Genomic DNA, 26414 nt, shown 5'->3' with positions numbered 1-26414 from the left:
ATCGTCGATGCTTTACCTATGGGCAAAATAAAGAGCAAAGGGCGCAAGCCAAAGCCGTCGATGGTTTTTTCTAAAAATCTAAAGAAACTTTTGGGCGAGCATAAAATGACGCTGCGGCAGGCAGCAGACATCGTCGGAACTTCACCCTCGGTAATTTCAGGCTGGATAAATGGAGCTACACCTGCAAGTCCTGAGGCCGTGCTTAAACTGACTGAGGCGCTAAAGGCTGATTACCAATACATAATGACGGGAAAACCATCAAATTTAATCCCAGCCTCTAGAGTTGGTGAGATTTTTGATGTCGAAGACAGCGCAGAGTTCAGCGGATTGTTTTTGATAGAAGCAAAAAGATTAAAGTGGAGAAAATAAAATGAGTGAGCCTGTAGTATCAGAAAAAAAAGATGTCGAAAGTAGTAAAGGCACGGAGCCTGAGAAAAAAAATGAAACGCAAAACCCTATTGTAGGCTTCCTTACTCTCTCTGCGGTTATTTTTGCCGTTTACACAATGTACAAGTCTGTTAGTTACCTAATTTGGCCCAATTCACAATCTGCTTTCAATATAACTTCCGGTCCGCGCCCAGAAGATTTCTCGGAGCAACTAATAAAAGAGGTTTTGAAAGATCCTGTCTCCGCAACGTTCAGTAACGTAAAAGTCGTAGACAAGAAGAAGACTGAAAAAGGAGAAAAGTTTCTAGTGGTATCAACAGTGCGTGCAGCCAATAGCTTCGGTGGATTTTTGGTTAATGATTGGTGTGCAGTTTTTGAGTATGAAACAAAGAGTGACAGCTACTTCTCAAAGCCAGATGTTTCTGTTCAACAATGCAGTCGCGACCACTACCAATATGAAATCGTTAAGCTGTCAAATGGCTGGTGAGCGTCTTAAGGTAAATTAAATTAAATACTAAGTGGGGTATTAGATGGATCTTTTTCTAAAAATAATTTTGTGTGCTTCCATTATTTTATCTTTATCGGGATGCAAAAAAACAAAGGATGGTTTGGCAGATACTTCAAGTATCAAAAATATTTTTAAAAAAGAAATAAAACCAAAAGAATACTTTGAAGAAGCAGAGTTTTTAGGTCAGGAAATAAATAAGCTTCAAAAATATATTGGAACTCCTTTTGTAAACCAAGAAAAATGGAAATCATGTGAATCTGGAAAAACATGCACTTGGTATCATCAAAGCCATGGAGGCTATTCATGCTTTATGAACTCTTGGGGCGCAGGTACCGTCGAAGGTAAAGTAGAACTTATCAATAGAGAATATTACTCAAGATGTGGCATAGATAAATATCCAACTGCTTTAAAATTATTAAAAGATTACAAGCCCGATGCTATATTGATAACCCCTAATGCACCCAAAATAGATTTAGGCAATCAGGTAGGTATCTATTACGCGATGGGAAATGCCATGGCTGCAGTGACCGCCATTTGTCCTCAAAAGCCACACGATGGCAGTGGTAAAGTCAAAATCTCCTTTTGTGTGATCGCAAGAGTAAAAACGTTTCTATGCGGCCCACAATACTCCACAAAAGAGTGTAAATTTACATGGCCGGAATATAAATCGGGTCAATATGATTTAGATTTCGACATCTAACTGATGATAATATCAACACTCTTTCTTATTTCGTTTACCATAAAAGCAGACTGGTTCTGCACTGAATCCATTAGCCAAAAAAGAGGTAACACCTATTTGGTATGCGGTGTTGGGGTAGATGTTGATGAGCATGTCGCACGCGAAAAATCAACCCAAGCAGCTTTCAAAGAATTTGACCTTCTTTGCCAGAGGGACCAAAGCTGTTCTAAATATGAAACGTCCGTTGAGCCCAAGCGTAGTGAATGCCAAAAGCTTAACGGTAGCTACGAATGTAAGAGGCTCTTTGAGATCAGTTTAACAAGGGAAGAAAGACCTGCGCCCTTAATAAATTCAAACGGAGACGAGCCACGGACGACCAGTCCTGTTTACATTGGTCAAAGCAAACAAGATCTAATCGCAAACTTCGGAATTCCCTTTCAGGTACTAAATGCTGGGCATGACGGCTCGGATTTAAAGCAGATCTTTATGTTCAGAAGTGCCGTGTTTTGTCTGTCTCAATTTTGCTCTGTGGTCGTTTCCAGCGATGCAGTCGAGCGTTACTCTGATTTTAAGCCTGAGTTCACGGACGTGCTTGCGACAAAGAAGAAAAGCTTAATAGATAAATTTAGAGATCTTTTCAGATAAATCATCAAAAAAATCCACCTGCTGACTGATCAGCCTTACGAATCAGTTCCGTAAGTATGAATTGCTATAGCTATCGTTTTCACTAAATCTTATATGTCAGCCTATAAAGTTGGAGGCTGAATGGCACAGATCATTAAATTTAATTCTGGAGTTTCGATTCCTAAGGTTAGTAGGTTCAAAAATTCGCTTTTATGGGAGACGGATCGATTAAGCTGCTTGCTAGATTACATTCTCATGGAACTCGACTGCCATGACCAATTTTGCATTCTTTTCTGTCAGAATAACACGTTCTGTGAGCACCAATTGACAAAGAGCTGGGTGGATCAATGCACAGTGCCCATTTACATCAATAGCGAAATCGTGGACCATTTTAAAATTACCTGCACGCCTACTTGGATATGGTTTGAGAGAAGTTACGAGGTCTACCGATACGAAGGCCTATTAGACCAACATGAAGCTGAAGAAATCTCCAGTCATCTATTTGGCCAAGTTCCATTTATATAAAGTTATGGGTTCACACTTAAAATACGCAGGATATATTAGATATCGTGGCAGTTCCGAGATCACACAAGATCAAATCATCGATCAATTTAGTTTTGAGGAGGGAAATTATGCACACGCGACTGTCTTTTTTAAAGAATACAACCTTTACGTACTACAGGTAACGACTTTAGAGCAGAGCAAAATCACTAGATGGCGAGCCTATATAGATTTCGACGGAGGATATTTTTCGCATGTAAGCCTTAACTTTGGACGGAAGCTATCGACTTTGCGAAGAGGAAATTGTTTATTTGGTACAAGCTACGATGACATGAGAGATTTTTGGAGATCTGGCCGCACCCCATTTCCTGTTGCTTGGAAAATCAGAAGAGGTTTACAAAGGTACGGTATTTTCTTAAAGAAAATTGAAAAGTATTTTTTATTCCTAATGGAAAAAGAGGGATTGGGTTTCTGTTCCAAATATGTAAAAGATGGTTTTCACGTTTACTGGCTATGTAAGCGTTTAAAGCATGAGAGGATAATTCAACTTGATAAAATTTGCCCAGCGTCTCTTTCGGTTTTAGCCTACGGGCTGCGCGAGGGTTATTTTAGCTCATCACTTGTAGAAACGATGCTTGGTGAGCTTATAGCTGGCAGAAGCCTTAAAAAGGTAGGCTTGCGTCTGTTTTATTCTCTTATGTATTTACAAACATACGATAGTTCCGCACATCAGGACTGGAGCGATTTACAATCTTTAGGCATAAACGATTTGAAAGTTGCGTTCGGCAACTGGTGGAAACTTCTTCAGCTTGGAACGCGTAGAACTTTCCCCGCCATCCATATTTCAGCCCCACTTGTTTATTTCCCTCATCTATACGTGCCGAAAGAGCCCAAAAAGCGAGAGGAATTCATAAATCTTATCTGCTCACAAAAGTTTTTACGTCACCGTTTTGATCTGTCGAAAGGTACTGCTAGAAATAAAGAGATTGCGATCTTAATTTTTAAAAATTATGGAGTATTGAAAAAATACTTTGAGAATAGCTCAGCTAGCTTCGCCATCATTCATTTCATTCAGAATCCAAGTATCAGTATCAGCAGAAATATGAACGCTATAAAAGCTTTTGATAGGTGGATCGGACTTTTCATGGGTGCTCGTCAGGAGGAGGCCCGATTGAGAGCAGCTAAAGACGTTCCTAGTTTTGAATTGACGGAGCACTTTAATGACGAATGGACTATCGTTCACGAAGACATATTAATAAGAAACCTAAATACTCCGTTCAAAATGATCGAGCATTCAGAAAAAATGCGAAACTGTCTCGGTGAATTGAAGATGCTCGAAGTTGCTGTCACAAAGCAGCAAATATTTTGTGAGGTATTTGTGGGAAGCCTCCTTCTCACTATTGTCATCACCCCCCTCAATGATACCGATAGGACACATCGCTTGGGAAACGTGCTCGGCGTCGGTAACAGGAGAGTTGCATGGACGGTTCGGGAGCGCATCGCAAAGGCACTCAGGAAACGGTACAAGGTTATTTTTTAGCTTTTAGGTCAAGTCGAGCCCGAGCAAATGCAAACACCCGCGATTCAACAAAGAATCGACATTCTCTCGGGCCTCAACAAAGTTATGCCCAATACTGCTCGCTTACTGGGCACCAAAGCTTCACGATAAAAAAATCCCTCATTTTTGAAAAAAAATCCAACTAAGCCAAGAGTTGGTTCTGCGAATTGGTAAACCCTCCCCCAGATGCACGAAGGTGCTTATTATTAAAACAAAGGGGGCTAACCATGGAGAAACGAGATCGAGAAGAAAAGTTAAAAGAAGAGCAAAGCTTTTCAGTTTTTGGTGAGTACGGACATAAGCTGTTGAGTTTTGAAGAGTGTATGGAGCGGATTAACTTTCGACAAAGCATCTACACGTTTCGCAGACGTCTTGACGAGGTTATAGAGGAGTTTGGTGGGCCAGTACCGCCGCTGGTGGGTCATCTTACGTTCCTTCAACTTGGCCAACTCATGCAGCGCCTAGAAGAGCTAGGTTCGATTAAGCGACAACGCAAACAGGAGAAGAAAGCGTCTCAAAAGGCTGCGACGGCGGTGTCCAATTTTTAGACAGGCAGTGCTTTCTAATATAGAAGTGTTCGGATTTGCTCTGTTAGGAGGCTCTCTGCAAGCTACTAATTTCATTGATCTTTTAAGATTTCAAAATTATGGGATGATATCTCCGAGCAAAGCCAAGCAGAGATTAGCAAAGTTGAGCAAAATCAATCTTTTAGAGATAAATTTCAAGTTAAATTTCCAAAATTTCGTCGCCCAAAACTTCTAAGATTTGTGGAAATAATGCGTCAAATCAATTATAATATAAATAGGGAGAATAAATATGTGTAATGACAAGGGAAATGAAATAAAAGAGATGAAAAATACCCGCAGATTCAAGGGTGATTGGTTCCAGCAAATCTGGCATTCGATTCAAAATGAGAAATTTGGCCTTACCGGTCGTCTCAAGCCGGAACAACTGGAGAGTTTTCTTGAAAGCCACAGTTTTGAAATTCCAGACAACGAGCCGGTTAAGGACGTGTTGGCCGCGATCAATTATCGGATCTGTGAACTCCGCAATTCGCTTGTGCCGAAGGTGAAGTCAGATGCTGAGTACAACTCCCTGACCCTTGGCGATTTAAAAAAAGCTATTGATACTTGCTTCGCCGACAGCACCCGCGACCAAACTTTTAGTGCTCTGCGTACGACATATATTCCATGGCTCAAGAAAAACCACGGAGGCGATCCGAAGACCGGCCTCAACCATCTTCAAGACCCTTGGTCGATGAGGCTGCGCTTCATGGAGCCCAAGATTATTGAAGAATTTCGTCGAACAAAACATGAGGAGCCGATCAACGCGGCGACATTGTCAAAGATAGGACGACTGAGTAGTTTTATTTTTGAAACTTCATCCAATCCTACTCGGTCTCGAAGGGCAAAGTATTCCCTCCAGTCTATTGAGATTGAGGCACTGTTTAAAAAGTTCGGCGACGCTTACGGCACCGAACATGGCAGAAGTGTTATCAGTTCTGCACGGAAAGCGATGTTTTGTGCCGGAATCAATAATATTGATGATGTTTTGAGCGAGGGCCTTTTTAAAAAAATCGTTTCTGTGATTGGCGCTCGATTTAATCGAACCGAATTTAGTTGTTCCAAACCCTTTTTTCGATGGTTAGCTAAAGAATACAATTTGGAGTTGCCTGCACTTTTTGAGGATCTTCAAGAGCAGCCTATAGCAATATTAACCGAATCTCAGCGAGCTTACTTCAAGGTAAGAATAGAAAAGCCATTGATGGAGCAGTTGGGGTACGAAGAAAAATCGCTGAATAGTCCACTCGGTCTATTTAGAGTAATCATTGCTGCTCTTGGTTCTTCAGAACGTGATTTTGACTTTAGGTACTTATTCCCCTCTGACTTCATCACCGTTCTCGTTAGGGCCTCCCAAGTTAAAAAAGGGTCAAGCTATTTAAAAAGTATAAAGGCCCTTGGCGACTGTTTAACAATGACTGGCGCAGGCGACGAAAGGTTAACCTTTTGCGAGAAGGAAACGTGGGAAGTTTTCAAGAACAAGTTTAAATCGCTTAACGACAACACCTCCGACGGTCCATTGTCAAAATTTAATATTGCGGAATACTCAGTGGCTTTTGCGAATGGTCCGTGCAGTTGGCCAGTATTTTTTAGTAAACTTAAAAACGACTATTATGCTGTCTCTACGTTTTACAATGGTTCAAGCTCCAAAATCGGAAAAAAATCTCATTTGGTTAAATCAAGTCACATCGAACATTTGACCCAATATCTATGCGAACAGGCTTACGGTGAAGTATGCGCTAACAAAAAGAAAGGGGCCAAGAAGCGCGTAGATGGAAAGTTTCGCGTCGGTGGGCTTTTAACTCTTAGGAATGAACAGTTCAATAGCGATGAGGAACGCGAGCTTGATTATCTTGCAAGTGTAGCTCTTCTCTGTGGAGGTGGTTTCAGGATTTACAGTGAGCTTGCGGAGTTCATTTGGTTGGATCGAGAACCAACGGACTTAAATTTATACAGTCCGAATTGTATTTTTCCGAAGAAAGTAGCCGGTGGTTTGTGGTGGCTCCCAGAGCAACTCAAACCTTTGAAACAGCATCTTCCTTTGACCGAGGACACGATGCTTACGTTTTTTATTAATGGGAATCGAAAAAATGATCTCACTTACTTAGGCGTTCTGCCAACGGTCTGTGAAGACATCATCATGTTTTACAAGCATCGACGAGGCATAAAACATGGTGACCCCCTGTTGCCATTTGGGACTCAAACCATAGCTCATCACCTATCAGGAGTTATGATCGATCTTTTTGGTATCAACGCAGACTTAGATGCGGTGTTAAATCTCGAAGAGAAAGTTAGTAACTTCACAGCGCATTTGTTACGCAACATGTGGGGCACTTACGTTGAGGTCAATTACCATGGTGTCGAGCGAAAAGAATTACAATCAGTATTGTTGGGTCACAAGCTGAACACGGATAGTGGCTCGGATACGACGGCGATCTACGTTAATTATCTAAAGACATGCGAGAGAAACTTGCCCTTGTTACGTCGTATAAAAGATCTTGAATGTCGAACCAATGAACAGATCAACCACGAAAAGACCCGAGAAGAAGTTATCAAGCTTCGTGAAGAAAATGTGACGCACCATCGGACAACGCATGAAAAGCTCGACGGGATCGATCAGCATCTTCGGCCAACTGGCCCTGCGGTAGACACCGCCAACCGCGTAGTTAAGCTGCGGCTACTCAAATAATGCGAGGATAAGAGGGGGTGCTTAAAGAGATAGCACTCCCTCTAGCAAAATATCACAGTTGTCCTATTTTTACGCAACTCATCGACCTCCAAAAACTTGACTATAAAAGTGTTGGCGATACCCTCTTACGCTGTTCTGGCGCGGGACTCAGGACAATTTAGGGGGGCTTTGAGTGAGTATTTATATGTCTATTCTTGAATGGTCGGAGAAGCGGCCAATATGGCAGCGCGACTGTTTACGACGAATCATAACACAGGAAAAGTTGTCTCAGCTCGACATTGCTGAACTCATTCAAATTTGCCTTCAAGAGCAAGGGATAGAAACCCCTGACAAGCCAAAAATAGATGCAATGCCATTGACGGCGGCACATGTCACACAATCGGCTGCTACCAATGGGGCAGTTGCGATAAAATCTATCGAAGACACATGTGGAATCAATGGTCTTGCGCAAAATCAAAAACTGCTCCTGTCGCCAACGGGTATCACGGTCATTTACGGTGATAATGCCGCAGGGAAGTCTGGCTATGCTCGGGTCTTAAAGCGTGTATGTCGTGCACGGGGCGCAGGTTCTCCTGTAACGCCGAATGCATTGGCGCAAGGCTCGCAGCCTCCTGCCTCTGCAACGATTCATTTTCAGATTGGTAATAAATCCGAAATGGTAAAATGGAGTGAAGGAGTGTCTGGTCCTGCGGCTCTATCGGCTGTGAGTGTTTTCGATTCATTGTGCGCTTCAACCTATGTCACCGAGAACACAGATGTTGCATTCACTCCTGCCGGTCTTGATGTTTTCGCAAAACTCGCTCAAGCCAGTGAACTAGTAGCCAATGCTGTTCAAAACGAAATTAAAAAACTCGATTCTAAAAAACAGAATTTTGTGGGTTTCAACCAAGATACGAGCGCTGGTAAGGCAGTTGCCGGACTTAATTCAGAGACTAATATCGATGGAATTGAAAAAGTCGCGAAGGATGCCGCCATCGAGGCCTATAATACACCAGAGCTTCAAAAACAGTTGATGCAATTGGAAGTTTCTGATCCGAAGAAGCTCGCTAAAGAGTATCGTTTAAAGGCAACAAAATTTACAGAACTTGCTGGGCGAATAGAAAAAACTGAAATTGCACTGAATGACTTTGCCGTATCGCGTTTGCGAGAAAAACAAGTCGATGCAACTTCAAAGCAAAAGGCTGCATCCATCGCATCGAGTAACACCTTTAAAGACGATCCTCTCGATGGTGTCGGGTCCGATCCTTGGAAGCTTTTATGGGCCGCAGCTCGAGCATATTCAGTAAGTCAGGCATATCCATCCGAGAGCTTCCCTGTCACTCACGGCGAAGCCCTTTGCGTTTTGTGCCATCAAGAGCTTTCAGATGAGGCTTGCGAAAGGCTTCGTAGTTTTGATGAATTTGTAAAACAAGCCACGCAGACATCGGCTAAAGCGGCAGAGCAAGTATTGGCCCAAGCTAAAACCGAGTTAGAATCTCTCGCTGTCACCTTTCCTACGGACTCGATTCTGATGGCCGAACTAGGAGAAATTAGTGCTGAGGCGAAATCACTTGTCTCGTATTTTTTAGATTGCGTTCGTATTAGAAAAGACAGTGTGCTTCATTGCCTTGATAAAAACGACTGGGAGAAAACAGAGAATGTTCTCCCGAAATCAGGTGTAGAGGAATTGAAGACACTTTCTTTAGATTTAAATAAAAAAGCTACTGAGCTCGACAATCTTGATATCGCTGACGAGGTTGCTAAACGCAAAAAACAACTCGCCGAATTACAGGCGCGGCAGCTTGTTTTGAAACACAAGGACGAAATTATTGCTGAAGTTCATCGTCTTAAACGTCGAAAGCTTTTTGAAGCTGCGTTGAAAGATACAAACACAACCGGCATCACCGCAAAAAATACAGAACTCAGTAAAACAGTTATTACTGGGGTACTTCGTGACCGGTTCTCTGCTGAGCTTAAAGCGCTTGGTATGACTACTTTGCCGATTAGCTTTGATCCTGTGGGTGGAGCAAAAGGATCACTACGCTACAAGATTGGTTTAGAATCCTCTGGAACTTCTCCATTTAGTGTTGATGATATTGCAAGCGAGGGCGAGCATCGGTCTATCGCACTTGCGTGTTTCTTATCAGAGCTTGCTACCGAGCCCTCCCGTTCTGCATTGATTTTTGACGACCCTGTTTCTTCTTTGGATCACACTAGACGGCGTAAAGTCGCCGAAAGATTGATGAAAGAGGCAGTAGATCGGCAAGTTGTAATTTTCACTCATGACATTGCCTTTGTAATGCTCCTAAACGAAGTGTATTCCCGTCAGGGGCGAATGGCTCGCGCCGATGTTCATATTTTGCGTAAAGGTAGTGTGCCCGGATTTTGCGTTGAAGGCCTTCCGTGGGGAGGCATGACGGCAGAACAAAGAATTAAAGCGTTAAGAAACGACATACAAAAAATAAATTCTATACATAAAAGTGCTACCGATTATGAGTACGGGGTTCAAGTCGCAGCTTTTTATGGCCGTTTACAAGAGGCATGGGAACGGGCCATCGAGGGGGTTTTACTGAATGATGTCATTAATCGAGTTGAGCGCCCCATCCAAACTCAGCGCCTAAAGCTTGTCGATGTTGTGCCATCAGACTACGACGCTGTGCTGCTGGGGATGGGAACGTGCTCAAAATGGCGTGATGGTCACGACGAGCCAAGCGAAATAAACGAGCCATATCCTAGTCCCGACGATGCGCAATCGCACTTAGATTCGCTTGATAAATGGATCAAAGAAATTAAATCTCGACGTGAGTTAACAAAACTCAAGGCTAAAGAAAATAAAGACGAACATCCTAAAGCCTCACATTTGACTATAGTAAGCAGTGAACAAAAATAGAGAAATTCCAATTTGGATAAATTATATTTTGGTATGCCGCTCTCATCGAAAGATGTTACCCAACAGATTTAACGCATAGACACTAGATGAGGGCTGAATCATTGATAATCTTTAGCTTGAGGAAATAAATGATCAATAGTTCTGGTTTTGTAGATTTAAAAAATACGTTAAGACAAAGTCTACCGCAAACAGGTATTTATTTTTCTGGCGAAGAGGGGTATTTCCCCGCCTACCGCAGTCATTTAAATTTAGTAAAAGTATTACAGCAAATTCATGGTTACGAAAGAGATGCTTACTATGCGCTACTTATAAGTATCGAATGTTTCTTAAAAGATATATACTGTATATCTAGGTATTTTAAATTTGTAAGCCACAATCACAAGCAGCCCGGTACCCACATATCATGGCTAGTTGATAATTATCCATTAAGCACAGCCAAAAATCTTAATCCAAAGCATAGGTTCGGACACGGTATTTACGATCTATCAAAAACACTACAGTATGATGTGCTTGATTTGGTAAATGATTTAGAGTTCGATCTTTTTCGTCAAAATTTGCCAAAAAAAGGAAATTGGATTGAGGATAGGTATAGAGATCCGAGTCAGCAAATTAAAAGAAATTTTGGAAGTGAGCTAAGTACTATGATTCAATTATTTACGGATGTTCAAAAAAAATTTTTTGGTGGTTTAATATGAATGATAAAAGTCTATCTTTGAAAATCTCACCTAAGCTTTCTCAAATTATTAAATCGATTTTGCCGAATGCTGCTATCAAAATTCGTGTTGCTGCTGGTGGGTTTCTTGTTGAGATCATAGATTCTGCAATAACAGACGCCGAGAAAATAAATTTTCAAAAAATAATTTTGCAAGCTGTTCATAATTATAACGCCGACACCAATACTCCACGTGAAGATATGATCGTCTTCCATAGATTATTTTTGTATCCGATTTCAGGAGATCAATTTAAAACGCACGGAACTCTGCATACAAAACCAGCCGAATACGATGATGATGGAGCGCAAACTACCTTTCTCGAGGCGAATGATGCTTATGTTTGGCTAGCGGAAGTTGATGTTGAATGTTTGCTTCACGGCGGGATAGTTGAAGGTGGACTACGAGCAGTATCAGAATCTACAAATAGTGGTTTTTTTATGATTAATGAAGGGTTAGCTTCGAGCTACAAGCAACTCGAAACAGAAGGTGGCCTATACGCCATTAAAAGTGTCAAATTATCCTCTCAAGGCAGTAACATTTGGCTAATTTCACTGCATGAATTTTATCATTGACAACACTTATCTTGATTACCTCACTAAATAACTAGATCTGAAGCGTTGCAACAATTTAAACCTGACTGATTTAAATCTGAAAAAGCTTTAGCCTCCAACTGACAGCCCCAACGGAGAGTGTTATTGTCACAGTATGAGCTTGCAACTGATCAAATCCAAAAAAATCGAAAGTAACGTGGTTCTTCTTATGGGCAACCCCGTCAGCGCGGGCTTCCCATCGCCTGCGGATGACTACATTGACAAGCCACTCGACCTCAATGCCTTTCTGATCTCTAAGCCGTCGGCCACTTTTATGGCGTGGGTTAAAGGTGACTCCATGGTTGGCGCAGGTATTTACGAAAAAGACCTGATCATCATCGATAGGTCCTTAGAGGCTCACCACAACTCCATAGTGCTCGCGCATCTCAACGGCGAGTTCACCCTCAAGCGTCTCATTAAAAACGGCGGGAAGGTCTTTTTGAAGGCTGAGAACCCAAAATACAAACCGATCGAAGTGACCGAAGAGATGGATTTTAAGATCTGGGGTGTTTTGAAGCACTCCATCCGCATGAGGTTTGATTGAAGACGGACAAAATCATTGCCCTCGTGGATTGCAATTCGTTTTATTGCTCGTGCGAGAGGGTGTTTGACCCCAATCTCGAAGGTAAACCGGTGATCGTGCTTTCCAACAACGATGGCTGTACAGTGGCGCGAACAGACGAAGCAAAAGCCCTTGGTATCGAAATGGGCGCACCTTATTTCCAGATCAAAGACCTTGTAAAGAGGCACAAAGTCCACGTGTTCTCTTCCAACTACACCTTGTACGGCGACATGAGCCGCCGTGTGATGAACATCCTCAAGGAATATACGCCTGATATGGAAGTTTATTCGATCGATGAGGCCTTTTTGGATTTATCAGGCTTCAAAACACGCGACCTTCTGAGCTACGTAAGAGCGATCCGAGCCGACGTTCTTAAACAGACAGGAATCCCTGTTTCGATTGGAATCGGCCCTACGAAGGTGCTCGCCAAAGTGGCCAATCGGATTTCTAAGAAAAACAAAGCAACATCTCAGGGTGTATTTTCGATTTTAGATCGCTCGATCCAAGAGCGAGAGCTTGCAAAGTTTTTAGTTCAGGACGTTTGGGGTATTGGGCGCCAATCGACGAAAAAACTAAACGATCTTCGGATCTACACGGCAAAAGATCTTCGCGACGCCAACGCACACCTGATACAAAAACAACTCACGATTGTTGGGCGAAGAATCACCGAAGAGCTAAGGGGCAACTCCTGCATCGATCTTGAACAGCTTGTAAAGGAAAAGAAAACCATCTGTTCGAGTCGCTCATTTGGTAAACCGATTCGTGCAAAAGAAGAAATTCGAGAATCCATCGCCAACCACGTGCATACGGCGACAGAGAAGCTCAGAAAAGACAAATCCGTCGCAAGGTCGATTACTGTATTTGTGCATACGAATCCTTTTAAAAACGTCCCCCAATATTATAACTCTGCGACGGTGGAGCTTATGTCTGGCTCTTCCTCGACGCTAAAATTAATCCGCCAATCGTCTCTCGCACTAGATGCCATATTTCGCGAAGGGTTTGAGTATAAAAAATGTGGAGTCATTTTAAATGACCTTGCCCCGAAGCGAGATGCCCAGCTAGATCTTTTTGGCAGCGCAGATTCTTTGCGTGACGACACCCTGATGGAGACGATGGATGCAGTGAACGCTCGCGAGGGAAAAGGCACGCTGAAGCCTGCGGCTTGTGGCATAAACCAGTTTTGGAAAATGCGAAGCGAGATGCGTTCGCAGGCTTTTACGACCCGCTGGGGTGAGCTGTTAAGAGTAAAATGAAAAAAATGGAGGATATTTTGACAGACAGTGAGAGCGCGGGATTAGAAACAATTTATGTAACATACAATCCTGCTGAGCGAGAACTCCTCAAATCGATAGATGATTTCGTTTTGGATATTGGAAAAGCAAATCCTCCTTTAAAAATTTCTAATGACATTTTACGTGCCGTTTATGTTGACCACGAAATAAAAAATAAATCTTCCGAAATTGATCGATTGAATAAATGTTTACATGTAATTCTTGAATGGGACCCAGTAGTTTATTCTGAAAAAGATGCTGATATTTTTCTCGAAGTCGTTTTATTTAAGCCAATCAAAGATTTTTTACTAAAAAAAGGCTATAGCTTTGAAGATTTCCAATATTTGGGAAAAGAAGACGGTTCAGCAATTATGATTTTTTTAAGTTGATTTAGAAACAACCACAATTAATACGAATGGATTTCGTACATCACTTTGCCGAGAAAAATTCAACTTTGACATTCAAATTTTTATCGCAGACTATGCTTTTTACGATCTGTTTAGTTAACGAGCGTTTTTCCTCAAAGCTGAGACAGTCAATCCTGTCAATTATCTGTATCTGTAATGATTTTTTATCAATTACTTTCTGATTGTTTAGCAGTAGCTGTTTTGCATTTGTTTCATTTTTAATTTTTTTCTTGAGTTCATGTTTTTCTAAGTCCAGTCGTTTTTTTTGTGCTTTGCCATCATCTGGCGTTAGCACTCCGTCTACAATTAATGAATTTATTCTGTAAATCTTCGCTTCAAACTCATTTAGACGTCGTTCGAGAGATATACGACTAGCATCAAGACGGCGGAGAAGATCAATAAGTAGTGTGTTGTCATCCTTGGTGATTTCTTCTAAGTGATCTGGCGCCATAAGGTATTTAACGACCTCGTCCCATATTTTGTTTTCAATAAGCGGAGTATTTAAGCTTTTGCGTGAGACACATCGTCCATCCTCTGCTGCGGACCTCTTCCTACTACAATAGTAATAGCTGCCTACAGCTTTACCATTTTTTCGACTAACACTACATCTGTAGGGCTTTCCGCAGTGGCTGCAAATGATCATGTCTTTGAGTAAATATTCGTTTTTAACGTTTCTCCTAGCGTAACAAGATCGAAAAGTTCGTCGTTCTTGAATCTGCTTCCATTCATCATCATCAAATACTTTTCGGTCCAAATGGTGTATGATTTCACTTCGCTCAACTTTGAGTTCCTTGCGCCGAATATCTTTGCTGTCGCGGAAGTAAAATGTCATTCGACCATTATATGTAGGGTCAGTTAAAATTCTTGTTACCCAGTCCACGTGGATCGCTCCCATGGGGTTGCTTCTCAGAAGGCGATCATTGTCTTTACGTAAAACGTACGATTTTAAGTTTATGCCATTCGCTGCAAGCAAATCGCAGATTTCTTTATCGCTGAGTCCAAGCTTTTGTTTATCGAGGCTGGCTCTTAAACTATCAGGTAGGTTTACATCATCAATTCCCGCGCTGAGGCAGCCGATCCAGCGTACAATCCTAAGCTCCTCCTCGATTGGTTCCCAATATCTACGTTTAGGTTCCTTGTGCCATTGAAACCCGAGCTTTATTTGCCCTGATGGCGGTGCGCCGGACATCTTGCAAACACGAAGCTTTCCAAGATGCATCTTCGCTAAGTCGTCGGTTTTTACTTGTGAGGCCATAGCAGCTAACAAAGTAAGAACGATATCAGCTGGTTTTTCACTTCCGTCGCAAAAGATTGTGACTTCATGTTTTCTAAAAAGATCTAGAGTCTTTCCAACGACTTCGAGATTTTCGGACCTAAAGAGTCGGTTGATGTTGAACACCATTACGGTATCGACCCGCCCTGCCTTTATAAAGTTCTCTTGTAAGTGGTGGAAAGCGGTATCTTCTCTAAAAGTTTCAAAGTTATATCCATTATCAATAAAGAAAGATGGATTTTCTGGCGAGTGATTGAGTGGATCACATGGTACGAATTCGTATTGCATGTTTGTGCCATTAAGAATTCCCATTATAGTCAGAAGATCTTTTAGTTTCTCTATTTGTATCTCGATGGTCATGTCGTCGGCTTGCTGGTCGGATGAGACTCTTACGTAGACAACGAGCCTTCTTCTTCTAAGCGGCATCATCAAACACCTCCGGTACAGCATGTGTTGGACTTAGAAGGATTTGTTTTATGAGAAGTTTTTTGTGCTCCGCTAATTTCGTCGAACCGATAGTAGCTTGGACAACGATCTCCGCTACCGATTGTCTTGGTCGACCACGCTTTTCCTTCTTTTGGTTTCTTGTCTTCATGACTAGATAATAATGCGTCCTGTACACCCGATTTAATCGGGCCCGAAATCAGCCAATCGGGAATATTTATGCGATGAATTAAGTTAAAGGACTGTTGTGGTCTATTGATAGTGAGTGAATTGAGGTGACGAAAAGTGTTCAAAAAAACGGTGAAGTGACAAAGCTGGGCCATCGGAAGGTCTTTCCGAAGCTTTTATTTTTTGTGTCTTGAAAGTATAGTTGGTACCCGAGACAGGACTTGAACCTGCACACCTTGCGGCACTAGATCCTAAGTCTAGCGTGTCTGCCATTCCACCACTCGGGCCTAAGAATTATTTTTTAAGGTCAGTAATTAACTTTTTGTACTCAGGCGAACGCATAAGGTTCGCGAGTTCTTTTTCTGAATCCATTTCGATGCGAAGGAGCCAGCCATCATTCATCGGATCGTCGTTAATTAAACTTGGATCTTCGAGATGACTTGTATTCACTTCGATCACAGTTCCAGAAACAGGAGCAATTAAATCGCTCACTGCTTTTACGCTCTCAACCACGCCGAACTCTTCACCTTGAGTGATTTTCGCACCCTCTTCAGGAAGATCGACATACACGACTTCACCTAAAGCATCTTGTGCGTACTCCGTGATACCCACGGTAACGATGTTCTCGTCAACTTGAGCCCACTCGTGATCTTTAGTGTAGTAGTATTCTTCAGGAACGTAAAACGTAGCCATTATTGCCCTCCAGGCTTTACAAACGGTGTAGGCACAACTTTCGCCTCTACCATTTTCTCTCTCACTTGCACAAAGACATCGGTCCCGGGAGTCGCATCACGACTCTCAACCCAAGCTATGGCAATCGCCTTGTTCAAACTTGGTGAAAGAGTTCCACTAGTTACCTCTCCGCTTTCTTTCTTGTCAAAGGAAAACACTTTGTAATGTGGACGAGCAATTCCACGGCCGGTGATTTCTAGGCCGACGAGTTTTTTCTTAAGCCCCGCCTCTTTATACGCCAGGATTTTGTCCTTCCCCAAAAAGTCTTTTTCTTTGGGTTTTACGACCCATCCTAAGCCAGCTTCGTAAGCATTTGTGCTGTCATTGATTTCATTTCCGTAAAGAGAGTACTTCATTTCAGTACGCAAGGTGTCGCGAGCTGCAAGTCCAATAGGTTGGATCCGTTCTCCACCCACTTTAAACAGCTCCGTCCATAAATCCGCCGTCCGATTTGCAGGCACAAAAATCTCGACTCCATCTTCTCCGGTGTAGCCGGTTCTTGCCACATAGCATTGAGATCCGCCGAAGGACCAAGCCATAAACTTAAAGGTGCCAAGGCCTTTAATGTCCGGCCCAATCAACTCTGCCAAAAGATCCATGGCCTTGGGGCCTTGAATCGCGATCTGCCCCCACTGGCTGGAGGCGTTCTCTAAAACAGCGCCGCGGTTATTCTCCTGCAAAAATTTAAAATCTTTATCCGTGTTCGAAGCATTCACGCACAAAAGATACTTAAGTCCCGGCTCTAGGCAATAAACGATAAGATCGTCCACAATGCCTCCCTGGGCATTCGGAAACAGAGAATAATGAGCTTCACCCGACTTCAGCTTCGAAACATCATTGGTCGTGGTCCATTGCAAAGTCTCTAGGGACTTAGGCCCCTGAACCCAAATTTCTCCCATGTGAGAGACGTCAAAGGCACCGATACTTGTGCGCGTGTGGAGGTGCTCTTCCTTAATTCCAGAGTATTGAATGGGCATTTCCCAACCGGCGAAATCGACCATCTTGCCACCGGCTTTAATATGTAAATCATAGAGAGGAGTTCTTTTAGCTTCCATAGATTGGACTCACTTGTGAGGATGGTGTTGACCATGTTTATAAAGTTCAAAAGTATTGCGCAAAAGCATCGTAATCGTCATCGGACCCACTCCACCAGGAACTGGCGCCAAAGCTTCCACGTCTAAACCCTCGGGGTTGACATCTCCGCACAGCTTTCCGTTATCCAGACGATGAATACCCACATCGATCACCACCGAATCTTTCTTAAAAGACTCGCGACCAATAAATTGCGGTTGCCCCGCCGCCACCACAACGATGTCCGCACGAGAAACCTCCGCCTTTAAATCTTTGGTTTTCGAGTGGCAGATGGTCACTGTCGCATGATTCTGCATCAACAAGAGGGCCATCGGCTTCCCCACGATTTCGCTACGACCAATAACAACGGCATGTTTGCCGGCGATCGGATAGTTGTAATACTTCAACATTTCGATCACTCCCGACGGCGTGCAAGGAGCGACTTTTTGTCGTCCCATGTAGAGCCGACCGATGTTTGTGTAGGTAAGGACGTCAACATCCTTGTGAGGATCAATCGTCTGCATAATGCGATTGGCATCGAGATGCTTGGGAAGTGGCAATTGGACGAGGATCCCATGCACTTTAGGATCGCTATTCAATTGGCGTATAACCCCAATCACTTCCTCTTGGGTCACCGTCGACGGCTTTTTGATTTCGAAGCTTTGAATCCCCACTTCCGCACACGCTTTGATTTTGTGAGAAACGTAGACCTGACTTGCTGGATTGTCGCCAATCAGAACCACGGCTAAGCCGGGAGTCCCGCCCTTAGCTACTGCATCAGAGATCTCTTTTTTAAGTCTGTCTTTGTAGTGAGTGGCCACCACTTTGCCGTCTAAAATCTTCATAATTCCTAGTTTTATAGAAGAAATTCGTAGATCTTACAACGAGAACCAGGCTTGACCCCGCCGCTGAGAGACGATAGTTATTAAGCATCCAGGAGACGTGAATGAGCGCCAATAAAAAAGTAAAAGTAAATTCCGAAGGTAATATTGATTTTACCGTTGGTGAGGTTCCCACATCTCTTAAAAAATTCCGTCAAAGCCCAGAAATCGAAGGATTCTATCGCTTTATCTACGAAAACGAACTTCGTATCGAAGCCCTGGAAATCATCGACAAAATTCTAGTGGTTCGTAAAGATAAGACCAAAAAGAAGCCGAAGTAATTTCCGAGCTCCGGACACGTTTCACTGATCAACAATAAAATTCGAAATCCTTGAACCTGGTGATTGCATATTCCTCCAAAAAAAAACGGAGGTTTTATGTTTCGTCTTTTAAAAAATCGTCGCGGCCAGGGGCTTATCGAGTATTTGGTCATTGTCGCCATTATGGCCGTGGGAACCATGGCCATTCTCCGAGTTCTCAATCAAACGGTCCAAGCGAAGTTTGCTCGAGTGACTCAAGCTTTACAAAATAGCCGAGCCGCCGATGCCCAAGTAGAAACAGTCACTGAAAGACACTTTAAAAAAAGAGATATGGGAAATTTCTTTGACGGCGCGCGATCCCAGGGCCGAGGAGATGATGAATAGGCGCGGACAATCTCTCATCGAATCGACCCTGCTCCTCCCCCTTTTTATCCTGATGATCGGTATGCTTTTAGGATCACTGTATCTCTTATTTGCGCATCAATGGATGGATTACTGGGTGTACAAAGCTTCGATGTGTTTAGCGAGGAACGAATCCGATGCTCATTGACAACGCGAACTTCGAGAAAAACTCAATTTAGCAATTCCAATTTCAAATTTTACGGTGATACGAATATGGAAAACCAAAAGACGAGCTACAGCCGCAGCCACTCTCCAAATTCAAATTTTAAACTTAAAGAAGTATTCCTTTATAAAAAAATACTCTTCGAGCATTTCTCTCCCGCTGCGCTCTCAAGACATCATCATCGACTAAAGAACGACAGAGGATTTGTATTGATATCCCTTTGTGCCTTACTTCCGCTGATCCTCCTGGTGTCCCTTTCGCTATTTGGCTTCTTTTGGGTCTTGGCGACTAAGCAACACATTCTTCTCTCGTGCGAAAAGCACTCGCTGGGAGCCCAGGAAAAACTCATCGCCGGCGCCGACGAATTGGTCGCACTAAATCCAACGGTAAAAGCCTTAATCATCGAAAAGAAAAAGCTTGAGCTGGCTGTGAAAACCGCTCCGAGTCCCATGGCCAAAGCCGCAGCCAAACTCATGTTAGATTTGGTGCGGATGCAAATGGTGGGCATAAGGACCTTACAGAAAGCGATCATCGTGAGTAGCGAAAGCCTCGCGTGGCAGGAGATTTTTCGCTTTAAAACCGACATCCATCAAATTGCAAAAACGGCGAAGGACTCTTGGAGGAGCTCGTCGCCGGCAGCGCCGGTGGCAACCCACACCTCCGCTCGGTTGCAGGTCCAAGAGTTGACCTACCTTGGAGAAAAATCGCTTCCGACGTATCAACGAAGTCCCAACTACGAAATCAGACAAAGAGTGGATCTTCGCATGGCTTGGAATACAAAACATTTTTTACCTCCTTGGCTCGGGAAAATTTCAAAGCAATTAGGAGTGTGGGTCGAGAGTTGTGGAGCGCAACCTCGACAAGAAGGAGGAGTATGGTACGCCGTTCTCAGCAAGGACAGGCTCTTTTCGAAATTCTAATTTTTTTAACCGTGTTTGCGTCGCTCATTTCGATTTTTAGTCTCTATGAGTCCGACTTAAAAAATAAACTGAAGCATTACCGTTGGAATAGGAGTTATTATGAAAAATCAAATCGTTAAACTACAGCGCAAATGGGAGAACATAAAATCCTGGCTCACGCACCATCGCGATGTCAGTATTTTTTGTGGTCTGGCGATTCTCGCGATCGTCTCTCAACTATTTTCAAGCCCATCGAAGGAAATCCCTGCGACTGTTGTTTTGGAAGAAGAAACTGCGGACACTTACATTCCGGAAGGGTTTTCATTGGTACCTATCGAAGTGGCCAACATCGAAAGTCTCGATGCCATCCTCGGAGACTTTGGCGTCGTTGATCTATTTACCGTGAGCACTCCCTCGCTTCCAGTTCCACAAAGGATCGCTTATAAAATTAAGATTATGCGAGCCCCTAAAAACCCTCAGCACTTTGCGGTGCTTGTCCCTTTTAGTGAGGTACCCCAAATCATGAAATACCCGGGTCCTTTTACGGTTTCTGTTCTAAATCCTAAATCTCGAGGAACTGAGTTTGCCAAAGAGAAAAAGAAAACTCGATCCCGTATTGGCTTTAATATGTGATTCCTAATCCTAATAAATGAATCTCAACTGAAGTAAAAGAGCCCGGCGAGCTACGCTCAAATGGAAGGAATTGCAGCTCGTCGCCGTTTTGCCTTCCATACGAATGGCACAGGCTTTGTTATAGATCTGTGAATGGAGGATTTATGTTGGTTTGGATTTTTGTTTTTTTTATAAAATTTTCCGGAGCCCAAGAGCCGGTCAAATCTGTTATCGTCAAAGCACCCCCGGTGGATCTTCAAGAATTTCAGGTCCATACTCAACTTCAGGAAAGCACTCCAATTTCGCAGTGGCAAAGGCAATGCTCTCAGTCTGATTTTTTGCGGGATCAGCTCAAAGAGGCTCAGTTTCATTTTTTAAATGGTTCACTCAAGCGGTCCCAGAATATTTTCCGCAAAATCACGGAGATCAAATGGAGTTGCGACTGGACAGCCGAGGAACGACAAGCGATTCACTACGCTTACATGCGCCTCACGCAAATGAGTGAATCTGAACCCGAGCAGATTCGACTGCTCACCGAGGCCCTCGGTTTTGACGAGACTCTCCAGCCTGACACTCAGCTCATTCCGCCTCCAGTGGTAGAGTTATTCCAAAAGATCCAAGCTCAGGTGGGTAAAATTCAAATCATCATCCCGCCACTTCTACGAAAATATGGCTCGGTCCTGCGAAACGGAAAAGTGATCTCCTCTCACGCTCAATTTATAGAAGCTCTCCCTTTGCGAGCCCGATTTACTCTGGTTTCCGATAGTTTTAAAAACGAAACTCTCGTAGTCACCTTGACAGAGCTCGAAAAATTAAACCTCAACCCGGAACCTTGGGTGAGAGGCAATTGTGAAAAGTACACCCTGGCCAATGAATTGAGAGCCATTTCTGCACCGTTAAAAATTTATTTTAATAAAAATTGTATCGTCGATCTTTCGCCACAAAATTCAGACACCCCTAGCTTTTCTGAAGAAGTTCTAAAACGACATCAGGCCGAGTTTGCCACCGAGGGATCACTTCCTCGTCGTAAGAATTGGATTCAACGGAATTACTTGTGGGTGGGAGCCTCGGTCATCGCTTCTGCGATCCTTATTGCTCATCTGAATAAAGGGAAAGACAATTCTTCATCACCGACGGCGACATTTACACCAGAGCCTGCAGCGGCTCCTTAAGAGCCGCGCCATAAAGTGTCTAGAAATCAAAATTCATATAGATATTCGAGCCACCCGCTGTTCCGCCAAACATGGCGGAGAGAACTCCAGCAAGACCACCACTACTCTGAGGCTGATAGTAATCCTGGCGATAGATTTGCGGAGCGGCCGAGTAAATCGGAGTTACTCCCACCACACGTCCCGGCACTGATGGTCGGTAGACCTGCTGTTGAGGTTGGTAGGCGTATTGACTATTAAAAAAGTTAGGAGCCGGTTGTCTTAGGAACGCAGTACTGTTGTTCCATTGATTATACCCAGGGCCAAACACCGTCGGCTGAGAGATGTATTGACGAGGGGTAATCACACCGCCCGGAATTGCCGGACCAATTCCGGGGTAAATTCCACCAGGACGATAGGGTGGTGGCACTCCACGGAAAGATTGAATGGGTTGTCCTGGCAATCGATTCCCGTAAAGAGAATTGAATTGTGCGTAAGGCCGGTAACCGACAAAGGGACCGCGATTGTTATTTCTAAGTAAGAATTGTCCGAGCAACTGACCAATTAAACTAAAACCAGTGTTGTTCCCGGTAGAGCATCCGAAAGCTCCGGTCGTTCCCGGAACGATTGCGCCGTAGCGACCCGCATTCGAATAGGGATATCCATAGTTTGGTCCGTAGTAAGGAACGGGTGAAGGACTTATAGGTCTTACACCAATCACTCGTCCCGGAAGACGACCAGGAATTGGGCCTCCAGGAATTGGACGACTTGGTAACGAGGGACCAGGGAAAGGTCGGTAATGAGGTTGAGGCTGATAAATTTGGTTATTGGCGTACGATGATGCGAATCCACCTAAAACGGCTCCGAGAACATTTAAGAGTCCACTTCCACTCACAGCTTCAGTGGAAGCATGAGCGCCATACTGGGATTCAGTGTCGTGCGCTAACGTTCCGTAATGAGGAGCGTGCGGACGATTCGGTTGTGAATAAATTTGAATTTGTGAACGAAGACCGGCAATTTGACTCGCCAGATGACGCTTTCGTAAAGACAACTGTTGATAAACTTGCAACATTTGGAAACAAGCCTGTTGTTCGTGAGGAGATGTGGTCACTCGACGATCACTACAGACGCGAGGATCAATTTGACCACCAGGTCGGCAAGCCATGTGATACCAGGCCGGAGTGGCCGCAAACCCAGTTTGTAAACAATGTTGTCCGCCAGATTCGGGATGAGTCTCTTGACCCCAATCATTTTGGCAATACTGCGGATCTTGTCCATAGCAAGAATCGGCATGAGGTCGAGCCGGTTGGTACTGAGGTTCATGAATCGGAGCTGGTGGCGGCACAGGGGGCGTCACAGCCACCGGGCGCACCGGTCGAGGTGGAGGCGGTGGCGGCTCTTCCTCTTGATAAGGCGCTGCCGGAGTTACGACTTCCGTATCCTGATGGGCTGGAGGGACGTAGCTTGGATCACCTGCGGGCATACGACTTTTTTCTTCGAAGAGTTGCGAATAGGTGCGTTGAGAGCAACAATCAAATCCGTTATCCATGTGAGCGAGAATTGTTTCGGCCCAAGGATTTCTAAAGTAACGACGAGCGTGATTTTGCGCGAGAAGGAGTTCTCTACTCACTTGATTCAATTGCAGCTCTAACTGCAAGCGTCTTTGATCCAGCTCACGAGCCTGAACTTGCGCGGCGTGTGTGTAGTCCGACTGAGGCGGTTGATACTGCTGCGGTCGATAAGGACAAGTTTCGCCAGAGATATTGCCGTAATAGGCATGGCCTTCAGACGATAAGAACAACATCAAAATTAGTACATAGAGTCTCATAGATACCCTCAAGTTTTAAGAATCCATAGAGTTGTCGCCAGAATTCCCACTTAACTTTAATTACCACGGCCAACGTCTAGCTTGGCTACCCATTCTAGGACTTATGACCTAGATTAAAATGACATGTCTGAAACACCCACGCACACGATCATTTGCATCGATGATGAAGAGCACAACAACCAGGCGCTCGAGCGGCTTCTTCGCAAACAGTTTCAGGTGATCACAACGGTCAATCCGGTCGACGCGATCTCTCTGATCGAAAAACATCAACCGGCTCTTATTATCAGTGACCAACGAATGCCCACAATGACGGGCGTTGAGCTTTTAAAAAAATCGATGGACGTCTCACCCGATTCGATTCGCATCCTGCTCACGGGATACACCGATCTCGAATCCGTCATTGCAGCGATTAACGATGGGCAAATCTACCGCTACATTACTAAGCCTTGGGATCCGCAGGAGCTTTTACTGAATCTCCAAAAAGCGATTGAGACTTTCGAACTTAAAAACGAAGTGAAGAAAAAAAATATTGCCTTACAAAGTTTAGATCAACTTAAAAACAATTTTATGTTGATGGTCAGTCATGAGCTTCGGACTCCCCTTGCCGGGATGATTAGCTTTACAGACTTGCTCAAAGAAGATCTTAAAAACGAAGAGCAAAAACTTTACCTCAAGCATATCGAAGCCAATACGCAAAGACTTAAAAAACTCATCGATGATATTTTAATGATCACCCGCTTTGAGGCTCAGTCCAAGCCGGTCATCTCAGAAGAGATCGATATTAAAGCGAGCTTCGATAAACTTTGGCGAGTGGCGATCGATAAGGACAAGAACTTGCGTCCTAAAGTTGATCTGCAAGTGACGCAGATCAAATCCTCTCAAAAAGTCTTCGATGATCTCTTTTTAAGAATCTTTGCCAATTGCGTGCAATTTGCGGTGAAAGACGAACCGATCGAAATCAGCACCCGCGCCCAAAATGGCAAAACCGTTTTCGTCATCAAGAATACGGCCGCCAAAGAGCCACCTGCGGACCCCAACACCCTCGGCGAAGCCTTCACCAAGAACGAAAACATCATGAATCACACCAAAGGTGCAGGCCTCGGCCTCACTGTCGTCCGAGTCCTTGTCCAGTATCTCCACGGCCACATGGACATCCAATACAAAAACAAAATCTTCACCGTCACCATAGAGCTCTAAGATACGTCCGGCAGGTGCGCCGATACTTTTTGAGAACCACTGCATCATACACGGTATGATGCAGTGGTTCTCAAAAAGTATCGGCGCACCTGCCGGACAGAGGGGTTGGCGGCCGGACGGATTTGGGTAGATCGGGGATATTTCGGCTTATTTTGTCCGGAGGTTTTTGCAGCCTTAGGTGACATGATACTTACACTTCTCCTTTCATTCGCTTTTGCCCTCGAAGACCAACAAGTCATGTACCCTGGCCAAAGCCGCGAGCTTTCCATCTCTCGCGGCGGAACCATCGAAATCGAAACTCGCGGAATCATCAAAGCGAATGATCGCGGGTCCAAACTCAAAGTGGTTGCTGTTAAAAAAGGTGAAACACGAATTAAAACGTCTTTTCAGAATTACAACATTTCCGTGATCGACAAAGACTCCTACGACACCTTTCTTAAGCTCCGAGAATGGCAAAAAGGAAAAGTCGGCCCCCTCGTCGAAGTGGTCGATCAAAAAATTGAAATTGGTGGAAAAATCCTCACCTTTCTCGACTGGCTCGAGTTAAAAGATCTTCAACTCCACAAAGGCCCCTATTTTATTAAAGCAAAAGTGGATTTTGAGGTGACCGACAAAATCAACCGTTACCTGCGAGATCTCACGCAAAAGAGCAATCTTCCGTACAGTTCGCTGACGGTCTCGCCAATATGGCAAGTCACCCTCGCGGAAACTCATAAGAATCATATCTCTGAGTACAGAAAGTTGTTAGCTCCGCTAGGAATCTACGTGGGACAATCACCCTATGCTCTCAATTCGGCCCCCATGATCGAAGTCAATATTCTCGCCACCGAAATTCGTCGTAACCATATTCAAAAACTGGGGCTCGATTGGCCGGCCGAAGTGAAAGCCAACTTAGTCCCGAGCCTCGCTTTCGATTCGCAAAGTTTATTTGTAAATATCAAAGCATTTGAGCAGAGAGGGCTCGGGCGCGTGCTCGCCTCCCCCACTCTGATTGCAAAATCCGGGGAATCCGCAACCTTTCATTCGGGCGGCGAGATGCCCATTAAAGTCTCATCGCGTTTTGCGGCTCAGGTCGAATGGAAAAAGTACGGAATTGTCCTCAAGATTAAGCCCGTGGCCGATTACTCCGGTAAAATGACGATCGAACTGGAGTGTGAAGTTTCGATGATTGATGAATCGGTCAAGATCGACGGAATCCCCGGACTATTAATCAATCGAATCACGAGTCGCTTTCATCTCAACGAAAGTAAAACCATCGCACTTTCGGGACTGATTAAAGAAGAATGGGGGCGAAGTCATCAGGGCTTCCCTGGCATCACGCAAATTCCTATTCTTAATAAAATTTTTGGGAGCGAAGAATTTAAAAATAATCAGTCGGAACTCTTTTTCTTTGTAACCCCTAAAATCATCTATTAAAT

The 26414-nt window shown here is 43.9% G+C and carries 25 protein-coding genes and 1 tRNA gene; 20 read left to right on the top strand and 6 right to left on the bottom strand.

The features are described from left to right. The 13 genes from K2Q26_03970 to K2Q26_03910 all read left to right on the top strand — a co-directional run. Window positions 1-369, top strand: a 369-nt coding sequence (locus tag K2Q26_03970) for a helix-turn-helix transcriptional regulator (protein ID MBY0314650.1), incomplete at its 5' end; no start/stop codon positions are given. A gap of 1 nt (window position 370) precedes the next feature. Next, complete coding sequence (locus K2Q26_03965; protein MBY0314649.1) at window positions 371-874, top strand: hypothetical protein; 504 nt, start codon at window positions 371-373, stop codon at window positions 872-874. A 43-nt stretch (window positions 875-917) separates the two neighbouring features. Next, complete coding sequence (locus tag K2Q26_03960) at window positions 918-1595, top strand: hypothetical protein (protein ID MBY0314648.1); 678 nt, start codon at window positions 918-920, stop codon at window positions 1593-1595. A gap of 3 nt (window positions 1596-1598) precedes the next feature. Continuing rightward, window positions 1599-2219 carry a hypothetical protein gene (locus K2Q26_03955; protein MBY0314647.1) on the top strand — a complete coding sequence of 207 codons (621 nt, stop codon included), beginning with the start codon at window positions 1599-1601 and terminating at the stop codon, window positions 2217-2219. A 451-nt stretch (window positions 2220-2670) separates the two neighbouring features. Continuing rightward, window positions 2671-4239, top strand: a complete 1569-nt coding sequence (locus K2Q26_03950) for a hypothetical protein (protein MBY0314646.1) — start codon at window positions 2671-2673, stop codon at window positions 4237-4239. Between the two features lie 245 nt (window positions 4240-4484). Next, window positions 4485-4805, top strand: a complete 321-nt coding sequence (locus K2Q26_03945; GenBank protein ID MBY0314645.1) for a hypothetical protein — start codon at window positions 4485-4487, stop codon at window positions 4803-4805. 268 nt (window positions 4806-5073) lie between these two features. Next, a complete protein-coding gene (locus K2Q26_03940) occupies window positions 5074-7506 on the top strand; it encodes a hypothetical protein (GenBank protein MBY0314644.1) in 2433 nt (810 codons plus the stop codon). Between the two features lie 172 nt (window positions 7507-7678). Next, window positions 7679-10375: an AAA family ATPase gene (locus K2Q26_03935; protein MBY0314643.1), complete on the top strand. Its 2697-nt coding sequence runs from the start codon at window positions 7679-7681 to the stop codon at window positions 10373-10375. Window positions 10376-10503: 128 nt separating this feature from the next. Further along, window positions 10504-11070, top strand: a complete 567-nt coding sequence (locus K2Q26_03930; protein MBY0314642.1) for a hypothetical protein — start codon at window positions 10504-10506, stop codon at window positions 11068-11070. Further along, window positions 11067-11660 (top strand): hypothetical protein, encoded by a 594-nt coding sequence (locus K2Q26_03925; GenBank protein ID MBY0314641.1) that lies wholly within the window; start codon window positions 11067-11069, stop codon window positions 11658-11660. Before K2Q26_03930 ends, K2Q26_03925 begins: the two co-directional genes overlap by 4 nt. Before the next feature lie 133 nt (window positions 11661-11793). Next, window positions 11794-12222 (top strand): S24 family peptidase, encoded by a 429-nt coding sequence (locus K2Q26_03920; GenBank protein ID MBY0314640.1) that lies wholly within the window; start codon window positions 11794-11796, stop codon window positions 12220-12222. After that, window positions 12219-13493: a Y-family DNA polymerase gene (locus K2Q26_03915; GenBank protein ID MBY0314639.1), complete on the top strand. Its 1275-nt coding sequence runs from the start codon at window positions 12219-12221 to the stop codon at window positions 13491-13493. Before K2Q26_03920 ends, K2Q26_03915 begins: the two co-directional genes overlap by 4 nt. Beyond that, a complete protein-coding gene (locus tag K2Q26_03910; protein MBY0314638.1) occupies window positions 13490-13900 on the top strand; it encodes a hypothetical protein in 411 nt (136 codons plus the stop codon). The genes K2Q26_03915 and K2Q26_03910 overlap by 4 nt, the downstream gene beginning before the upstream one ends. Window positions 13901-13940: 40 nt before the next feature. Here the strand turns inward: K2Q26_03910 and K2Q26_03905 are convergent, their stop codons facing one another. The 5 genes from K2Q26_03905 to folD all read right to left on the bottom strand — a co-directional run bounded on the left by K2Q26_03905 (window position 13941) and on the right by folD (window position 18451). Further along, entirely contained in the window at window positions 13941-15620 is a 1680-nt protein-coding gene (locus tag K2Q26_03905; protein ID MBY0314637.1) for a recombinase family protein, read from the bottom strand. A gap of 386 nt (window positions 15621-16006) precedes the next feature. Next, a tRNA-Leu gene (locus K2Q26_03900) sits at window positions 16007-16090 on the bottom strand. A 7-nt stretch (window positions 16091-16097) separates the two neighbouring features. Next, entirely contained in the window at window positions 16098-16496 is a 399-nt protein-coding gene (gene gcvH / locus K2Q26_03895; GenBank protein ID MBY0314636.1) for a glycine cleavage system protein GcvH, read from the bottom strand. After that, the gene (gene gcvT, locus K2Q26_03890) at window positions 16496-17590 is read right to left on the bottom strand and encodes a glycine cleavage system aminomethyltransferase GcvT (protein MBY0314635.1); all 1095 of its coding nucleotides are present in this window, start codon (window positions 17588-17590) and stop codon (window positions 16496-16498) included. Before gcvT ends, gcvH begins: the two co-directional genes overlap by 1 nt. Before the next feature lie 9 nt (window positions 17591-17599). Beyond that, entirely contained in the window at window positions 17600-18451 is an 852-nt protein-coding gene (gene folD / locus K2Q26_03885; protein MBY0314634.1) for a bifunctional methylenetetrahydrofolate dehydrogenase/methenyltetrahydrofolate cyclohydrolase FolD, read from the bottom strand. A 101-nt stretch (window positions 18452-18552) separates the two neighbouring features. On the opposite strand from folD, the gene K2Q26_03880 reads away from it, so the two are divergent. The 5 genes from K2Q26_03880 (at window position 18553) to K2Q26_03860 (ending at window position 21995) form a co-directional block, all read left to right on the top strand. Then, complete coding sequence (locus K2Q26_03880) at window positions 18553-18768, top strand: hypothetical protein (GenBank protein MBY0314633.1); 216 nt, start codon at window positions 18553-18555, stop codon at window positions 18766-18768. 96 nt (window positions 18769-18864) lie between these two features. Beyond that, window positions 18865-19131 carry a hypothetical protein gene (locus K2Q26_03875; protein ID MBY0314632.1) on the top strand — a complete coding sequence of 89 codons (267 nt, stop codon included), beginning with the start codon at window positions 18865-18867 and terminating at the stop codon, window positions 19129-19131. Window positions 19132-19593: 462 nt separating this feature from the next. Then, complete coding sequence (locus K2Q26_03870; protein MBY0314631.1) at window positions 19594-20232, top strand: hypothetical protein; 639 nt, start codon at window positions 19594-19596, stop codon at window positions 20230-20232. A 99-nt stretch (window positions 20233-20331) separates the two neighbouring features. Next, window positions 20332-20844: a hypothetical protein gene (locus K2Q26_03865; protein ID MBY0314630.1), complete on the top strand. Its 513-nt coding sequence runs from the start codon at window positions 20332-20334 to the stop codon at window positions 20842-20844. A gap of 143 nt (window positions 20845-20987) precedes the next feature. Then, on the top strand, window positions 20988-21995 hold the full coding sequence (locus tag K2Q26_03860) for a hypothetical protein (protein MBY0314629.1): 1008 nt from the start codon (window positions 20988-20990) through the stop codon (window positions 21993-21995). A 19-nt stretch (window positions 21996-22014) separates the two neighbouring features. Here the strand turns inward: K2Q26_03860 and K2Q26_03855 are convergent, their stop codons facing one another. Continuing rightward, window positions 22015-23799 (bottom strand): hypothetical protein, encoded by a 1785-nt coding sequence (locus tag K2Q26_03855; GenBank protein ID MBY0314628.1) that lies wholly within the window; start codon window positions 23797-23799, stop codon window positions 22015-22017. Between the two features lie 123 nt (window positions 23800-23922). Here K2Q26_03855 and K2Q26_03850 point away from each other — a divergent pair, with 123 nt between their 5' ends. Then, window positions 23923-24996, top strand: a complete 1074-nt coding sequence (locus K2Q26_03850) for a hybrid sensor histidine kinase/response regulator (GenBank protein MBY0314627.1) — start codon at window positions 23923-23925, stop codon at window positions 24994-24996. Window positions 24997-25179: 183 nt separating this feature from the next. Further along, the gene (locus K2Q26_03845; protein ID MBY0314626.1) at window positions 25180-26412 is read left to right on the top strand and encodes a type II and III secretion system protein; all 1233 of its coding nucleotides are present in this window, start codon (window positions 25180-25182) and stop codon (window positions 26410-26412) included. The last annotated feature ends 2 nt before the right edge of the window (window positions 26413-26414 follow it).

The sequence above is a fragment of the Bdellovibrionales bacterium genome, assembly GCA_019750295.1.
In the GTDB taxonomy this organism is placed as follows: Bacteria; Bdellovibrionota; Bdellovibrionia; order Bdellovibrionales; family JAGQZY01; genus JAIEOS01.
This window is presented reverse-complemented; position numbering and strand designations above follow the sequence as displayed.

What these genes read in the sequence shown, in the direction of transcription:
- K2Q26_03865 (MBY0314630.1), top strand. Translation starts at nt 20,332, where the DNA reads ATGAAAAATCAAATCGTTAAACTACAGCGCAAATGGGAGAACATAAAA.
- K2Q26_03925 (MBY0314641.1), top strand. Translation starts at nt 11,067, where the DNA reads ATGAATGATAAAAGTCTATCTTTGAAAATCTCACCTAAGCTTTCTCAA.
- K2Q26_03960 (MBY0314648.1), top strand. Translation starts at nt 918, where the DNA reads ATGGATCTTTTTCTAAAAATAATTTTGTGTGCTTCCATTATTTTATCT.
- K2Q26_03845 (MBY0314626.1), top strand. Translation starts at nt 25,180, where the DNA reads ATGATACTTACACTTCTCCTTTCATTCGCTTTTGCCCTCGAAGACCAA.
- folD (MBY0314634.1), bottom strand. Translation starts at nt 18,451, where the DNA reads ATGAAGATTTTAGACGGCAAAGTGGTGGCCACTCACTACAAAGACAGA.
- K2Q26_03950 (MBY0314646.1), top strand. Translation starts at nt 2,671, where the DNA reads ATGAAGCTGAAGAAATCTCCAGTCATCTATTTGGCCAAGTTCCATTTA.
- K2Q26_03965 (MBY0314649.1), top strand. Translation starts at nt 371, where the DNA reads ATGAGTGAGCCTGTAGTATCAGAAAAAAAAGATGTCGAAAGTAGTAAA.
- K2Q26_03910 (MBY0314638.1), top strand. Translation starts at nt 13,490, where the DNA reads ATGAAAAAAATGGAGGATATTTTGACAGACAGTGAGAGCGCGGGATTA.
- K2Q26_03945 (MBY0314645.1), top strand. Translation starts at nt 4,485, where the DNA reads ATGGAGAAACGAGATCGAGAAGAAAAGTTAAAAGAAGAGCAAAGCTTT.
- K2Q26_03875 (MBY0314632.1), top strand. Translation starts at nt 18,865, where the DNA reads ATGTTTCGTCTTTTAAAAAATCGTCGCGGCCAGGGGCTTATCGAGTAT.
- K2Q26_03860 (MBY0314629.1), top strand. Translation starts at nt 20,988, where the DNA reads ATGTTGGTTTGGATTTTTGTTTTTTTTATAAAATTTTCCGGAGCCCAA.
- K2Q26_03850 (MBY0314627.1), top strand. Translation starts at nt 23,923, where the DNA reads ATGTCTGAAACACCCACGCACACGATCATTTGCATCGATGATGAAGAG.
- K2Q26_03940 (MBY0314644.1), top strand. Translation starts at nt 5,074, where the DNA reads ATGTGTAATGACAAGGGAAATGAAATAAAAGAGATGAAAAATACCCGC.
- gcvH (MBY0314636.1), bottom strand. Translation starts at nt 16,496, where the DNA reads ATGGCTACGTTTTACGTTCCTGAAGAATACTACTACACTAAAGATCAC.
- K2Q26_03955 (MBY0314647.1), top strand. Translation starts at nt 1,599, where the DNA reads ATGATAATATCAACACTCTTTCTTATTTCGTTTACCATAAAAGCAGAC.
- K2Q26_03855 (MBY0314628.1), bottom strand. Translation starts at nt 23,799, where the DNA reads ATGAGACTCTATGTACTAATTTTGATGTTGTTCTTATCGTCTGAAGGC.
- K2Q26_03880 (MBY0314633.1), top strand. Translation starts at nt 18,553, where the DNA reads ATGAGCGCCAATAAAAAAGTAAAAGTAAATTCCGAAGGTAATATTGAT.
- K2Q26_03930 (MBY0314642.1), top strand. Translation starts at nt 10,504, where the DNA reads ATGATCAATAGTTCTGGTTTTGTAGATTTAAAAAATACGTTAAGACAA.
- K2Q26_03920 (MBY0314640.1), top strand. Translation starts at nt 11,794, where the DNA reads ATGAGCTTGCAACTGATCAAATCCAAAAAAATCGAAAGTAACGTGGTT.
- K2Q26_03905 (MBY0314637.1), bottom strand. Translation starts at nt 15,620, where the DNA reads ATGATGCCGCTTAGAAGAAGAAGGCTCGTTGTCTACGTAAGAGTCTCA.
- gcvT (MBY0314635.1), bottom strand. Translation starts at nt 17,590, where the DNA reads ATGGAAGCTAAAAGAACTCCTCTCTATGATTTACATATTAAAGCCGGT.